This window comes from Escherichia sp. HH41S (genome assembly GCF_009820115.1).
Lineage (GTDB): Bacteria > Pseudomonadota > Gammaproteobacteria > Enterobacterales > Enterobacteriaceae > Escherichia > Escherichia coli_F.
In genome coordinates, this window is record NZ_VNXE01000113.1 from 123,971 (window position 1) to 138,943 (window position 14,973).

The following is a 14,973-nucleotide window of genomic DNA, read 5'->3' on the forward strand; positions in this document are numbered from 1 at the left end:
TTTGATTAATTGGGGATAATCATTCCTGGCAGTGAGTCCCCAATACCTTGATATATTCTGAATTTTTAATGAAGCGTCGTGTTGCGATATCTCCGTCAGGGGAATTGATGCACCATAGCGCAAACCGAATTATCAAGGATTGATAATGACGCTCTACCAGATAAAACCGCTCTTTCAGTCGCTGTTAAGGCCGACGATGTTTTGGCTTTATAAGCACCATGTTACAGCGAATCACATCACTCTTGCTGCACTGGCGCTTTCTCTTCTTACCGGATTGCTGTTGATGTTGGTGGCACGACCCATCCTCTTTTTGCTATTGCCCATCGTGCTTTTTGTCCGTATGGCACTCAATGCGCTGGATGGCATGATGGCGCGTGAGTGTAATCAGCAAACACGTCTTGGGGCGATTTTGAATGAAACTGGCGATGTTATTTCCGATATTGCGCTTTATTTACCGTTTTTATTTTTACCGGAAAGTAACGCATCACTCGTAATACTCATGTTATTTTGCACCATATTGACTGAGTTTTGCGGTTTACTCGTGCAGACGATTAATGGTATTCGCAGTTATGCCGGTCCATTTGGCAAAAGCGATCGTGCGTTAATATTTGGTTTGTGGGGGCTGGCCGTTGCCATTTATCCACAGTGGATGCAATGGAATAATCTTTTATGGAGCATTGCTTCAATTCTGCTTCTCTGGACTGCGATTAATCGTTGTCGGAGTGTGCTCCTTATGAGCGCTGAAAAGTAATGCTGGAAAAATCTCTGGCAATACTTTTCGTGTTGTTAATTTTAGCAACGCTGATAAACCGTTTTCTGGTATGGCGGTTACCGGAGAGAAAAGGAGATGAAGTTACATTACGTATTCGTACCTGGTGGAGCATCGTTATTTGTTTTTCACTAGTGATTTCAGGTCCACGCTGGATGACATTGACGTTTTTTGCGCTGATAAGTTTTATGGCATTGAAAGAATATTGTACGCTTGTATTCGTACATTTTCCGCGTTGGTTATATTGGGTTATTCCTCTTAACTATTTGCTTATCGGTTTTAATTGCTTTGAGCTGTTTCTGTTATTTATACCTTTGGCTGGGTTTCTGATATTAGCCACCTGGCGAGTTTTTGTTGGTGACCCCTCCGGTTTTCTGCATACCGTGAGCACCATTTTTTGTGGCTGGATAATGACCGTTTTCGCCTTGAGTCATGCCGCCTGGTTATTAATATTGCCAACCATAAATACCCAGGGCGGGGCGTTACTGGTGTTATTTCTTTTGGCATTAACCGAGTCAAACGATATTGCACAGTATTTATGGGGAAAATCCTGCGGCAGAAGAAAAGTGGTCCCTAAAGTCAGCCCGGGAAAAACATTGGAAGGTCTGATGGGCGGCGTAATCACCACCATGATTGCGTCACTGATTATTGGACCGTTGCTGACACCGCTAGATACATTACAGGCATTATTAGCGGGTTTGTTAATTGGTATTAGTGGTTTTTGCGGCGATGTAGTGATGTCAGCCATCAAACGAGATATTGGTGTTAAAGATAGTGGAAAACTATTACCAGGACATGGCGGACTCCTTGACAGGATTGACTCATTAATTTTCACCGCTCCGGTATTTTTTTATTTTATTCGCTACTGCTGTTACTGAAGGAAAATAGAGAAAATGGAAAATTCACGCATCCCTGGGGAATATTTTTTTACAGCCAGTGATAATACAGCGTTGTTTTATCGGCACTGGCCCGCTTTACAGCCAGGGGTGAAAAAGGTCATCGTCTTATTTCATCGCGGTCATGAACATTCTGGTCGTCTACAACATATCGTTGATGAACTGGCGATGCCAGATACTGCTTTTTATGCCTGGGATGCCCGAGGTCATGGACAAACTTCGGGGCCGCGTGGTTATAGCCCATCTCTTGCGCGTTCAGTGCAGGATGTCGATGAATTTGTCCGTTTTGCTGCCAGCGACAGCCAGGTAGGGCTGGAAGAGGTGGTTGTGATCGCGCAAAGCGTCGGCGCAGTGCTGGTTGCCACATGGGTTCATGATTATGCGCCTGCTATTCGCGGGCTGGTGCTGGCTTCTCCGGCCTTTAAGGTTAAATTGTATGTGCCGCTGGCACGTCCTGCGCTGGCGTTATGGCATCGTCTGCGTGGTCTGTTTTTTATTAATTCCTATGTGAAAGGACGCTATTTGACCCACGATTGGGAACGGGTAGCGAGTTTCAATAATGATCCGCTGATCACACGGGTGATTGCCGTCAATATCTTGCTCGATCTCTATAAAACGTCTGAACGTATTGTTAGCGATGCGGCGGCGATTACGCTCCCCACGCAACTTCTGATATCGGGCGATGACTATGTGGTGCGTCGCCAACCGCAGATTGATTTTTATCAGAGATTACGTTGCCCTCTGAAAGAGCTGCATCTGCTGCCGGGCTTTTATCACGACACGTTGGGTGAAGAGAACAGGGCGCAGGCATTTGAAAAAATGCAAAGCTTTATTAGTCGCTTATATGCTAACAAGTCGCAAAAATTTGATTATCAGCATGAAGACCGCACAGGACCATCTGCGGATCGATGGCGGCTCCTTTCTGGTGGACCCGTGCCATTATCGCCGATTGATTTGGCGTATCGCTTTATGCGAAAGGCGATGAAACTGTTCGGGGCGCAATCTGCGGGCCTGCATCTCGGAATGAGCACCGGCTTTGATTCAGGCAGTTCGCTGGATTATGTTTATCAAAATCAACCGCAAGGCAGTAACGCATTCGGGCGTTTTATCGACAAAATCTACCTGAACAGTGTTGGCTGGCGCGGTATTCGCCAGCGCAAAGCCCATTTACAAATGCTGATTAAACAAGCCGTTGCCGATCTCCACGCCAAAGGTTTAGCCGTCCGCGTGGTTGACATTGCCGCAGGGCATGGGCGCTATGTACTGGATGCGCTGGCAAACGAGCCTGCCGTAAGCGATATTTTGTTACGTGATTACAGTGAGTTAAATGTTGCACAGGGGCAAGAGATGATTGCCCAAAAGGGAATGTCTGGGCGGGCGCGTTTTGAACAGGGCGATGCGTTTAATACGGCAGAACTCAGCGCGTTAACTCCGCGGCCTACGTTGGCGATTGTCTCTGGCCTGTATGAGCTTTTTCCCGAAAACGAGCAGGTAAAAAACTCCCTCGCTGGTCTTGCCAATGCCATCGAACCGGGTGGCATTCTCATCTACACCGGGCAGCCGTGGCACCCACAACTGGAGCTGATTGCCGGGGTGTTAACCAGTCATAAAGATGGTAAACCGTGGGTAATGCGCGTGCGTTCGCAAGGGGAGATGGATTCGCTCGTGCGTAATGCCGGATTTGATAAATGCACACAACGGATTGATGAGTGGGGCATTTTTACGGTTTCGATGGCGGTGCGTCGTGACCACTGAACGCCGGAGCGTATTGCTACAAGGAGTTGGCTGGTTATTGTTGCTGGCCCCGTTTTTCTTCTTCACATATGGATTTCTTAATCAGTTCACCGCGTTTCAGGATCTTAACAACCATGATATCCCCAGTCAGGTATTCGGTTGGGAAACGGCGATCCCTTTTCTTCCCTGGACTATTGTTCCTTACTGGAGTCTGGATCTTTTATATGGATTTTCGCTGTTCGTTTGTCGCTCGACATTTGAACAGCGCCGACTGGTCCACCGGCTTATTCTGGCAACGGTAATGGCCTGTTGCGGTTTTTTGCTCTATCCGCTGAAGTTTAGTTTTATCCGCCCTGAAATGAGTGGGGTGACGGGATGGCTATTTTCGCAACTTGAACTGTTTGATCTGCCTTATAACCAGTCCCCTTCGCTGCATATTATTCTCTGCTGGCTACTTTGGCGTCACTTTCGTCAGCATCTGGCTGTGAGGTGGCGTAAAGTCTGTGGCGGATGGTTTTTACTCATCGCCATTTCGACGCTGACGACCTGGCAGCATCATTTTATTGATGTCATCACAGGGCTGGCGGTAGGTATGTTGATTGACTGGATGGTGCCCGTCGACCGTCGCTGGAACTACCAGATACCTGATCAACGTCGAATCAAAATAGCACTGCCTTATGTCGTAGGCGCGTGTTCGTGCATAGTATTGATGACGCTAATGATGATGAATCAGTTACGGTGGTCAGTCTGGTTATGTTGGCCAGTATTATCGCTACTCATTATTGGCCGTGGGTACGGTGGGCTTGGCGCGATAACAACAGGGAAAGATAGTCAGGGGAAACTCCCGCCTGCCGTTTACTGGCTGACGTTGCCCTGGCGCATCGGTATGTGGATATCGATGCACTGGTTTTGTCGTCGGCTGGAGCCGGTGAGCGAAATTACTGCGGGGGTTTATTTAGGGACGTTTCCACGACATATTCCGGCACAGAATGCAGTTCTGGACGTCACCTTTGAATTCCCTCGCGGACGCGCGACAAAAGATCGACTCTATTTTTGTGTACCGATGTTGGATCTGGTGGTTCCAGAAGAGGGGGAGCTCCGACAGGCCGTGGCGATGCTGGAAACATTACGCAAAGAGCAAGGCAGCATTCTGGTCCATTGCGCGTTGGGATTATCGCGCAGTGCGCTGGTGGTGGCCGCATGGCTGTTATGTTACGGACACTGTAAAACCGTTGATGAAGCGATTAACTATATTCGCGTCAGACGCCCGCAGATTGTGCTGACAGACGAGCACAAAGCGATGCTGAGATTGTGGGAAAACAGGTAAGTGGATTGAGATGTGGACTGAATATCTACAGTCCACATCAAAATAGTGTCCGGTTATGCAGCAACAATACTGTCGATGGCTGCTTTCGCGTCAGACTGCGCTTTCGCTGCCATTTCCGGGCCGTATGCGATCCCTTCGGCGAAGACAAATTTCACATCGGTAATGCCGATAAAGCCCAGGAATGTGGACAGATACGGCGTTACCAGATCCGTTGGGCCATCTTTATGGATCCCACCGCGGCTGGTAATCACGATGGCTTTTTTACCCGTTACCAGACCTTCCGGACCGTTCTCGGTATAGCGGAAAGTAACGCCTGCACGTGCCACCAGGTCAAAATAGTTTTTCAACTGAGTTGAGATGTTGAAGTTATACATCGGTGCCGCAATAACGATAACGTCGTGGGCTTTCAGCTCGGCAATCAGCTCATCGGAAAGCGCCAGAGCTTCCTGCTGACGCGGAGTCAGCGGCGCATCGCTCGGACGCAGTGCACCAACCAGTTCGCCATCCAGTACCGGAATCGGATTTGCAGCCAGGTCACGCACGGTGATTTCATCAGCGGAGTGCTTTTCGCGCCATTGTTCAACAAAATAATCGGACAACTGATTAGACTGAGAGTACCCTGCCAGGATGCTGGATTTAAGAACTAATACCTTGCTCATGGTGTTTCCTTATAGATGTTTGAATGGGCGATGCCCCGTTGCTTGTTGACACTTTATTCACAATCCTGCCACAGAGATAGCGCAATAAATCGAAGCCTATGTTCGAATTTATTGAACAACGCATAGAAAGCCGCGATGTGGTACTCTATATCTATCATTTAAAAGAAAATTAATCAGGCAGCCTACTGCCCACTAACGTTATGACAGAACAACAAAAATTGACCTTTACGGCCTTGCAGCAACGGTTGGATTCGCTGATGCTGCGTGACAGACTGCGTTTTTCCCGCCGTCTGCACGGCGTGAAGAAGGTTAAAAATCCTGATGCACAACAGGCCATTTTCCAGGAGATGGCGAAAGAGATTGACCAGGCGGCAGGGAAAGTCCTGCTGCGTGAAGCAGCACGACCGGAAATCACTTATCCAGACAATTTGCCGGTTAGTCAGAAAAAGCAGGACATTCTCGAAGCAATCCGTGATCACCAGGTGGTGATCGTCGCCGGGGAAACGGGTTCCGGGAAAACGACTCAGCTACCGAAAATCTGTATGGAACTGGGCCGCGGGATTAAAGGGCTGATCGGCCATACCCAGCCGCGTCGTCTGGCGGCAAGAACGGTGGCGAACCGTATTGCGGAAGAGCTGAAAACGGAGCCGGGCGGTTGCATCGGGTATAAAGTGCGTTTCAGCGATCACGTCAGTGATAACACGATGGTCAAACTGATGACCGACGGTATCCTGCTGGCAGAGATCCAGCAAGACCGCCTGCTGATGCAGTACGACACCATCATTATTGACGAAGCGCACGAACGCAGCCTGAATATCGATTTTCTGCTCGGCTATTTGAAAGAGTTGCTGCCGCGGCGTCCTGACCTAAAAATCATTATTACTTCCGCGACTATCGACCCGGAACGCTTTTCGCGCCACTTTAATAATGCGCCGATTATCGAAGTCTCCGGTCGTACCTATCCGGTGGAGGTGCGTTATCGCCCGATTGTTGAAGAAGCTGATGACACCGAGCGCGACCAGTTGCAGGCGATTTTTGACGCCGTAGACGAACTGAGCCAGGAAAGCCCTGGCGACATTCTGATTTTTATGAGCGGCGAGCGAGAAATTCGCGATACCGCCGATGCGCTGAACAAGCTGAACTTACGCCATACGGAAATTCTTCCGCTTTATGCACGGCTTTCGAACAGCGAGCAGAACCGCGTCTTCCAGTCGCACAGCGGACGGCGCATTGTGCTGGCGACTAACGTCGCGGAAACGTCGCTGACCGTGCCGGGGATTAAATACGTTATCGACCCAGGTACGGCGCGTATTAGCCGCTACAGCTATCGCACCAAAGTGCAGCGTCTGCCGATTGAGCCCATTTCGCAGGCTTCAGCTAATCAGCGTAAAGGCCGCTGTGGTCGTGTGTCAGAAGGGATCTGCATTCGTCTTTATTCCGAAGACGATTTCCTCTCGCGCCCGGAGTTTACCGATCCGGAGATTCTGCGTACCAACCTGGCCTCGGTTATTTTGCAGATGACCGCGCTGGGGCTGGGCGATATCGCTGCGTTCCCGTTTGTAGAAGCGCCGGATAAACGCAATATCCAGGATGGCGTGCGTCTGCTCGAAGAGCTGGGCGCGATCACCACTGATGAACAGGCCAGCGCCTATAAACTGACGCCGCTCGGTCGCCAGCTCTCGCAACTGCCAGTCGATCCTCGTCTGGCGCGAATGGTGCTGGAAGCGCAGAAACATGGCTGCGTGCGTGAGGCGATGATTATCACTTCCGCGCTCTCTATTCAGGACCCGCGTGAGCGGCCAATGGACAAGCAGCAGGCATCGGATGAAAAACATCGTCGCTTCCACGATAAAGAATCCGACTTCCTGGCGTTTGTAAATCTGTGGAATTATCTCGGCGAGCAGCAAAAGGCGCTCTCTTCAAACGCCTTCCGTCGCCTTTGCCGTACCGATTACCTTAACTATCTGCGCGTGCGCGAATGGCAGGACATCTACACCCAGTTGCGCCAGGTGGTGAAAGAACTTGGCATTCCGGTTAACAGCGAACCAGCGGAGTATCGCGAAATTCACATCGCCTTACTGACCGGTTTGCTTTCGCATATCGGGATGAAAGATGCCGATAAACAGGAATATACCGGCGCACGTAACGCGCGTTTCTCCATCTTCCCCGGTTCTGGTTTATTCAAGAAGCCGCCGAAATGGGCAATGGTGGCGGAACTGGTAGAAACCAGCCGCCTGTGGGGGCGCATTGCGGCACGTATCGATCCGGAATGGGTAGAGCCAGTTGCCCAGCATTTGATTAAACGCTCCTATAGCGAACCGCACTGGGAACGGGCGCAGGGCGCGGTGATGGCAACTGAAAAAGTCACCGTTTACGGGTTGCCGATTGTTGCTGCGCGTAAGGTCAACTACAGCCAGATTGATCCGGCGTTGTGTCGTGAACTTTTTATTCGCCACGCGCTGGTGGAAGGTGACTGGCAGACGCGTCACGCATTCTTCCGTGAAAACCTGAAACTACGGGCAGAAGTAGAAGAACTGGAACACAAATCACGTCGCCGCGATATTCTGGTGGATGACGAAACGTTGTTTGAGTTCTACGACCAGCGCATCAGCCATGATGTGATCTCTGCACGACACTTTGATAGTTGGTGGAAAAAAGTCAGCCGCGAAACACATGATTTGCTCAACTTTGAAAAGAGCATGTTGATCAAAGAAGGGGCAGAAAAAATCAGCAAGCTGGATTACCCGAACTTCTGGCATCAGGGCAATCTCAAGCTGCGTTTAAGCTATCAGTTTGAGCCGGGGGCGGATGCTGACGGTGTGACCGTGCATATTCCGCTGCCGTTACTTAACCAGGTTGAGGAAAGCGGGTTTGAGTGGCAGATCCCCGGCCTGCGCCGTGAACTGGTGATTGCTCTAATCAAATCGTTGCCGAAACCGGTACGGCGTAATTTTGTGCCCGCGCCAAACTACGCCGAAGCGTTTTTAGGTCGCGTCACGCCGCTGGAACTGCCGTTGCTCGACAGCCTTGAGCGCGAGCTACGGCGGATGACCGGCGTTACCGTTGACCGCGAAGACTGGCACTGGGATCAGGTGCCCGATCACCTGAAAATCACCTTCCGCGTGGTGGATGACAAAAATAAGAAGCTAAAAGAAGGGCGCTCATTACAGGATCTGAAAGACGCCCTGAAAGGCAAAGTGCAGGAAACGCTTTCCGCCGTTGCCGATGATGGTATTGAGCAAAGCGGGTTACATATCTGGAGCTTCGGTAATTTACCGGATCACTACGAGCAGAAACGTGGCAACTACAAAGTGAAGGCCTGGCCTGCGCTGGTGGATGAGCGTGACAGCGTAGCGATTAAGCTTTTTGATAACCCGCAGGAACAACAGCAGGCTATGTGGCGTGGTTTGCGTCGCTTGCTGCTGCTGAACATTCCGTCGCCAATTAAATATCTGCATGAGAAACTGCCGAATAAAGCAAAGCTGGGTCTCTACTTTAACCCGTACGGTAAAGTGCTGGATCTTATTGACGACTGCATCTCCTGCGGTGTTGATAAGTTGATTGATGAGGCGGGCGGCCCGGTCTGGACGGAAGAAGGCTTTGCTGCGTTGCATGAAAAAGTGCGCGCTGAATTGAACGACACGGTGGTGGATATTGCGAAGCAGGTCGAGCAAATCCTCACAGCGGTGTTCAATATCAACAAACGCCTGAAAGGGCGGGTGGATATGACCATGGCTCTGGGGCTTTCTGACATTAAAGCGCAGATGGGCGGGCTGGTGTATCGCGGTTTTGTCACTGGCAACGGTTTTAAACGGCTGGGCGACACGCTGCGTTATTTACAGGCGATTGAAAAACGTCTGGAAAAACTGGCGGTTGATCCACATCGCGACCGCGCCCAGATGCTGAAAGTTGAAAACGTCCAGCAGGCGTGGCAGCAATGGATCAACAAACTGCCGCCTGCACGTCGTGAAGATGAAGACGTAAAAGAGATCCGCTGGATGATAGAAGAGCTGCGCGTCAGCTACTTCGCTCAACAACTTGGTACGCCTTATCCGATTTCGGATAAGCGTATTTTGCAGGCGATGGAGCAGATTAGCGGTTAATCCTGCTATTTGCCTGATAAATCTAAAACCCGGTAAGCATTTAGCGCCGGGTTTTTTATTAATTCTAAAACGGTAAGGGCAAAAATTCAGGAATTCAGAAAAATACAATTCTCTGCTGCAAGATGAATAATGTTTATCTACAGCATTTCCTTAAAAGATATGTCAGGCTTGCGGAGTGGCGGTTAAGGAAATACGACTTCCTCCTTTCAGAGTGCTCCGCTTCTCATTATTATCTCACGCAGTATTCTTAAGGGAACGATAAGGAGGAACCATGAACATTACCCCGTTTCCGACGCTTTCGCCGGCAACCATAGATGCCATAAATGTTATCGGTCAGTGGCTGGCGCAGGATGATTTCTCCGGAGAGGTGCCGTATCAGGCCGATTGCGTGATCCTTGCAGGCAATGCGGTTATGCCGACTATCGATGCGGCATGTAAGATTGCCCGCGATCAGCAAATTCCTCTACTGATTAGTGGTGGTATCGGTCACTCGACAACTTTTTTGTATAGCGCCATCGCACAGCATCCGCACTACAACACTATCCGCACCACTGGCAGAGCAGAAGCTACCATCCTGGCGGATATCGCTCATCAGTTCTGGCACATTCCGCATGAAAAAATCTGGATTGAAGACCAGTCAACAAACTGCGGTGAAAACGCACGCTTTAGCATCGCGCTATTGAATCAGGCCGTAGAAAGAGTTCATACGGCTATCGTTGTTCAGGACCCCACCATGCAGCGGCGCACGATGGCGACGTTCCGCCGTATGACCGGGGACAATCCAGATGCACCTCGCTGGTTAAGTTATCCCGGATTCGTTCCTCAGCTAGGAAATAACGAAGACAGTGTAATCTTTGTTAATCCGTTGCAAGGATTATGGCCGGTTGAGCGTTATCTCTCACTACTCACTGGCGAGCTGCCACGTTTACGCGATGATAGCGATGGCTACGGTCCACGCGGGCGAGATTTTATCGTTCACGTTGATTTTCCGGCAGAAGTCATCCAGGCATGGCAAACGCTGAAACACGATGCGGTGCTCATCGAGGCGATGGAAAGTCGCTCGTTACGTTAAAAATTGCCCGTTTGTTAACCATTTGTTTGCAAACGGGCATGACTCCTGACGTTTATTTCTGCCTTTTATTCCTTTTACACTTGTTTTTATGAAGCCCTTCACAGAATTGTCCTTTCACGATGCCGTCTCTATGATGATTGATGTTAATTAACAATGCATTTACTAAAAACAAACATATAAATCACAGGAGTCGCCCATGTCAGTACCCGTTCAACATCCTATGTATATAGATGGACAGTTTGTTACCTGGCGTGGAGACGCATGGATTGATGTGGTAAACCCTGCTACAGAGGCGGTCATTTCCCGCATTCCCGATGGTCAGGCCGAGGATGCCCGTAAGGCAATCGATGCAGCAGAACGTGCACAACCAGAATGGGAAGCGTTGCCTGCCATTGAACGCGCCAGTTGGTTGCGCAAAATCGCCGTCGGGATCCGCGAACGCGCCGGTGAAATCAGTGCGCTGATTGTTGAAGAAGGGGGCAAGATCCAGCAGCTGGCCGAAGTTGAGGTAGCATTTACTGCGGATTATATCGATTACATGGCAGAGTGGGCACGGCGTTATGAAGGCGAGATTATTCAAAGCGATCGTCCAGGAGAAAATATTCTTCTGTTTAAACGTGCACTTGGCGTGACTACCGGCATTCTGCCGTGGAACTTCCCGTTCTTCCTCATTGCCCGCAAAATGGCTCCCGCTCTTTTGACCGGTAATACCATCGTCATTAAACCCAGTGAATTTACGCCAAACAATGCGATTGCTTTTGCCAAAATTGTCGATGAAATAGGCCTTCCACGCGGTGTGTTTAACCTTGTGCTGGGGCGTGGTGAAACCGTTGGGCAAGAACTGGCGGGTAACCCAAAGGTCGCAATGGTCAGTATGACAGGCAGTGTTTCTGCTGGTGAGAAGATCATGGCGACTGCAGCGAAAAATATCACCAAAGTGTGTCTTGAGCTGGGGGGGAAAGCACCAGCTATTGTAATGGACGATGCCGATCTTGAACTGGCAGTCAAAGCCATCGTTGATTCACGCGTCATTAATAGTGGGCAAGTGTGTAACTGTGCAGAACGTGTTTATGTACAGAAAGGCATTTATGATCAGTTCGTCAATCGGCTGGGAGAAGCGATGCAGGCGGTGCAGTTTGGGAATCCTGCTGAACGCAACGACATTGCGATGGGGCCGTTGATTAACGCCGCGGCGCTGGAAAGGGTCGAGCAAAAAGTGGCGCGCGCAGTCGAAGAGGGGGCGAGAGTGGCGTTGGGGGGCAAGGCAGTAGAGGGGAAAGGATATTATTATCCGCCGACATTGCTACTGGATATTCGTCAGGAAATGTCGATTATGCACGAGGAAACCTTTGGCCCGGTGCTGCCAGTGGTCGCATTTGACACGCTGGAAGAGGCTATCGCAATGGCTAATGACAGTGATTACGGCCTGACATCATCACTCTATACCCAAAATCTGAACGTCGCGATGAAAGCTATTAAAGGGCTGAAGTTTGGTGAAACTTACATCAACCGTGAAAACTTCGAAGCTATGCAAGGATTCCACGCCGGATGGCGTAAATCCGGTATTGGCGGCGCAGATGGCAAACATGGCTTGCATGAATACCTGCAGACCCAGGTGGTTTATTTACAGTCGTAATGAGTGAAAGAGGCGGAGGCTTTTCCCTCCGCCTGTGCGCGTCAGAGTTTAGCGAATTTTTCGAGGGTGCGAATAAGCTGCGTGACGAAGCCATATTCGTTATCATACCAGGCGACCGTTTTCACCAGCTGTAAATCGCCCACGGCGGTAATTTCGGTTTGCGTGGCATCAAACACCGACCCGAAATGGCTGCCAATGATATCAGAAGAGACTATTTCTTCATCGGTATAACCAAATGACTCGTTATTGTTTGTCGCGTTTTTAAGCGCGTTGTTCACCTCTTCGGCAGTCACTTTTTTTCCAAGAATAGACACCAGTTCAGTCACCGAACCTGTTTTCACGGGTACGCGTTGCGCATGACCTTTCAGTTTGCCGCTCAGTTCTGGGATCACCAGACCAATGGCTTTTGCCGCGCCTGTAGTGTGGGGAATGATATTTTCTGCCGCTGCACGTGAAGCGCGTAGATCTTTACCTCGCGGGCCATCCACCAGTGACTGGGTGCCAGTATAGGCATGAATGGTCGTCATCGTGCCGACTTCTATTCCGAAACTGTCGTGCAAGGCTTTGGCCATCGGTGCAAGACAGTTAGTGGTGCATGACGCCACGGAAACAATGGTGTCGTTGCTATCCAGTGTGTCGTCATTGACGTTATAAACGATGGTTTTCATTTCACCGGCAGGGGCGGAAATCAACACCTTCTTCGCACCAGCATCAAGGTGCGCCTGCGATTTCTCGGCGGAGGTATAAAAGCCAGTACATTCGACAATGATTTCTGCGCCTTTCGCTTTCCATGGAATATTTTTAGCCTCTTTTTCGGCGTAAACCGCGATACTTTTTCCATCAACGATAAGTGAATCTTCCGTAAAATCAACGCTCCAGGGGAACGGTCCGTAGTTTGAATCATGTTTCAGCAGGTAGGCGAGAATTTTTGGGGAAGTGAGATCATTAATAGCGACAATGTCTATGTTGCTTTTGACTTCAAGTAATCGACGCAACACCAGTCGACCGATACGACCAAAACCGTTAATACCAACTTTACTCATGGTCTTCTCCTGTCAGGAACGTTCGGATGAAAATTGATCCTTTCCAGGCTTAGACCAGGATGGCGGGATGGGCAATCTACATTCTTGCCGTGAAACGTAACGTACTGAAAACGGGTGAACAATATTTAATGAAATTTTAAGAAAAGCTCGTTATGTTAACGGAAAATTATGTTAAAGCAGGAAATGTTATGGAAAGTAAATATTCAAGGTTACAAATCGGCATTCACTGGCTGGTCTTTTTGCTGGTTATCGCAGCGTATTGCGCAATGGAGTTTCGTGGTTTCTTCCCACGTAGCGATCGGCCGCTCATCAACATGATTCATGTTTCCTGTGGCATCACAATTCTCGTGCTGATGGTTGTTCGTCTTTTGTTAAGGCTTAAATACCCAACTCCGCCGATTGTACCTAAACCAAAACCGATGATGACGGGACTGGCACATTTGGGACATTTGGTGATCTATCTCCTGTTTATTGCGCTGCCAGTGATTGGTTTGGTGATGATGTATAACCGGGGCAACCCGTGGTTTGCGTTTGGTATGACAATGCCTTATGCAGCAGAGGCCAATTTCGAACGGGTTGATAGCTTAAAGTGGTGGCATGAGACGCTGGCGAATCTGGGATATTTTGTCATCGGGTTGCACGCTGCGGCTGCACTGGCACACCACTATTTCTGGAAGGACAACACACTTCTACGCATGATGCCGCGTAAACGTTCCTGAAGGATATTTAAAGAAAACGCCTGTACTAAAACCGACCCGTGGTACAGGCGAAGAATACGGGCCTACATCGGAAGCGCCTATTATATTTATTTGTATGACAAATAAAACCATAATCCTTGTCCATATGTCCATCTGGCTTATCTTTAATCAATTCACCCGATCTTTGATCTCATCAACGGTATCAAAATAAACCAGTGTATAACGTTCAAATCGAACATAAGATTCGATAAATCATGGAGGTTATATGAAAAAATTGGCACTTATCTTGGTTATGGGAGCGCTTGTTTCCTTTTATGCCGATGCCGGGCGCAAACCCTGTTCTGGTTCGAAAGGGGGGATCTCACACTGTACGGCAGGCGGCAAATTTGTCTGTAATGATGGTTCTATTAGTGCATCGAAAAAAACATGCACTAACTGAAGTGTAAAAGGGGTGCCATGAGAAACTGAATCCGCTAGTCAGATGCGCGGGGAAAATCCCCGCGCTTGCCCTTACCTGGACGTGCAGGCCATGAGCGCCGCCACCTCCTTATCACCGTCCCGGAACCGCAGTTCGTAGAGCGTTTGTCGGGTCAGGAGTGTGAATGTCAGAATCGTAATACAGATAATGAGCAGACACACCACCAGAGGGTTGTGCTTCATAGCCTTTCTCCTTGCCGGATGGCGGGTAAGAGGCTAACATCTGAATTGCTAGGTTCATTCGTTGGCCTCGGTTGATAGAAATATCGGTCGGGGCCTTCGTCTTTCTGATTCCCGGTTAGCCTGAAAACAGAAAGTCTCAGGCACCCGTGAGCATCCTATGTGGTTTCCTTAGGGACGAAAATAATCACCTGACGAAATTGCGTGCTGTTTTCCAGAATTTTTCGTCATTCGGGTTAGCCAGTTTAACCATTCCTCACTTTCTTCAATCCAATGGCATTAATCTTCTCTGCAATAATTGTTGTAAAAATGTGACGCAAAGAGGTTTTTAGTCGTAAGTAATTACCGTCAAATGCCGATGACTTTCTATCAGGAGTAA

Annotated in this window: 13 protein-coding genes; 10 read left to right on the forward strand and 3 right to left on the reverse strand. The window is 49.3% G+C overall.

Features of this window, described 5'->3' with window-relative positions:
- Positions 1-145 precede the first annotated feature (145 nt).
- From FQZ95_RS21545 to FQZ95_RS21560, 4 genes are read left to right on the forward strand one after another with little or no spacing between them, the layout of a single operon-like run.
- Positions 146-751 (forward strand): CDP-alcohol phosphatidyltransferase family protein, encoded by a 606-nt coding sequence (locus tag FQZ95_RS21545; protein ID WP_032184128.1) that lies wholly within the window; start codon positions 146-148, stop codon positions 749-751.
- Positions 751-1,647: a phosphatidate cytidylyltransferase gene (locus tag FQZ95_RS21550; protein ID WP_032184130.1), complete on the forward strand. Its 897-nt coding sequence runs from the start codon at positions 751-753 to the stop codon at positions 1,645-1,647. Before FQZ95_RS21545 ends, FQZ95_RS21550 begins: the two co-directional genes overlap by 1 nt.
- A gap of 15 nt (positions 1,648-1,662) precedes the next feature.
- Complete coding sequence (locus FQZ95_RS21555) at positions 1,663-3,420, forward strand: bifunctional alpha/beta hydrolase/class I SAM-dependent methyltransferase (RefSeq protein ID WP_032184131.1); 1,758 nt, start codon at positions 1,663-1,665, stop codon at positions 3,418-3,420.
- Positions 3,410-4,726, forward strand: coding sequence for a phosphatase PAP2/dual specificity phosphatase family protein (locus tag FQZ95_RS21560; protein ID WP_050487856.1), 1,317 nt, complete (start codon positions 3,410-3,412; stop codon positions 4,724-4,726). Before FQZ95_RS21555 ends, FQZ95_RS21560 begins: the two co-directional genes overlap by 11 nt.
- Before the next feature lie 53 nt (positions 4,727-4,779).
- Here FQZ95_RS21560 and azoR read toward each other — a convergent pair whose 3' ends face one another.
- Positions 4,780-5,385: an FMN-dependent NADH-azoreductase gene (gene azoR, locus FQZ95_RS21565; RefSeq protein WP_000048948.1), complete on the reverse strand. Its 606-nt coding sequence runs from the start codon at positions 5,383-5,385 to the stop codon at positions 4,780-4,782.
- Between the two features lie 200 nt (positions 5,386-5,585).
- Here azoR and hrpA point away from each other — a divergent pair, with 200 nt between their 5' ends.
- From hrpA to aldA, 3 genes are all read left to right on the forward strand, one after another.
- Entirely contained in the window at positions 5,586-9,488 is a 3,903-nt protein-coding gene (hrpA, locus tag FQZ95_RS21570; protein ID WP_032184132.1) for an ATP-dependent RNA helicase HrpA, read from the forward strand.
- Between the two features lie 271 nt (positions 9,489-9,759).
- A complete protein-coding gene (gene ydcF, locus FQZ95_RS21575; protein WP_160530628.1) occupies positions 9,760-10,560 on the forward strand; it encodes a DUF218 domain-containing protein YdcF in 801 nt (266 codons plus the stop codon).
- Positions 10,561-10,756: 196 nt separating this feature from the next.
- Entirely contained in the window at positions 10,757-12,196 is a 1,440-nt protein-coding gene (aldA, locus tag FQZ95_RS21580) for an aldehyde dehydrogenase (RefSeq protein ID WP_160530629.1), read from the forward strand.
- Between the two features lie 41 nt (positions 12,197-12,237).
- On the opposite strand, the gene gap is transcribed toward aldA, so the two are convergent.
- The gene (gene gap / locus FQZ95_RS21585) at positions 12,238-13,239 is read right to left on the reverse strand and encodes a type I glyceraldehyde-3-phosphate dehydrogenase (protein WP_160530630.1); all 1,002 of its coding nucleotides are present in this window, start codon (positions 13,237-13,239) and stop codon (positions 12,238-12,240) included.
- A 188-nt stretch (positions 13,240-13,427) separates the two neighbouring features.
- Here gap and cybB point away from each other — a divergent pair, with 188 nt between their 5' ends.
- The 3 genes from cybB (at position 13,428) to FQZ95_RS26555 (ending at position 14,470) form a co-directional block, all read left to right on the forward strand.
- Positions 13,428-13,958: a cytochrome b561 gene (gene cybB, locus FQZ95_RS21590; protein WP_001353209.1), complete on the forward strand. Its 531-nt coding sequence runs from the start codon at positions 13,428-13,430 to the stop codon at positions 13,956-13,958.
- A gap of 244 nt (positions 13,959-14,202) precedes the next feature.
- Entirely contained in the window at positions 14,203-14,376 is a 174-nt protein-coding gene (locus tag FQZ95_RS21595; protein WP_000731856.1) for a hypothetical protein, read from the forward strand.
- Positions 14,377-14,401: 25 nt separating this feature from the next.
- Complete coding sequence (locus FQZ95_RS26555; protein ID WP_212734533.1) at positions 14,402-14,470, forward strand: hypothetical protein; 69 nt, start codon at positions 14,402-14,404, stop codon at positions 14,468-14,470.
- Here the strand turns inward: FQZ95_RS26555 and hokB are convergent.
- Entirely contained in the window at positions 14,448-14,597 is a 150-nt protein-coding gene (gene hokB / locus FQZ95_RS21600; RefSeq protein WP_001320773.1) for a type I toxin-antitoxin system toxin HokB, read from the reverse strand. The two genes, FQZ95_RS26555 and hokB, sit on opposite strands and share 23 nt — an antisense overlap.
- Between the last annotated feature and the right edge of the window lie 376 nt (positions 14,598-14,973).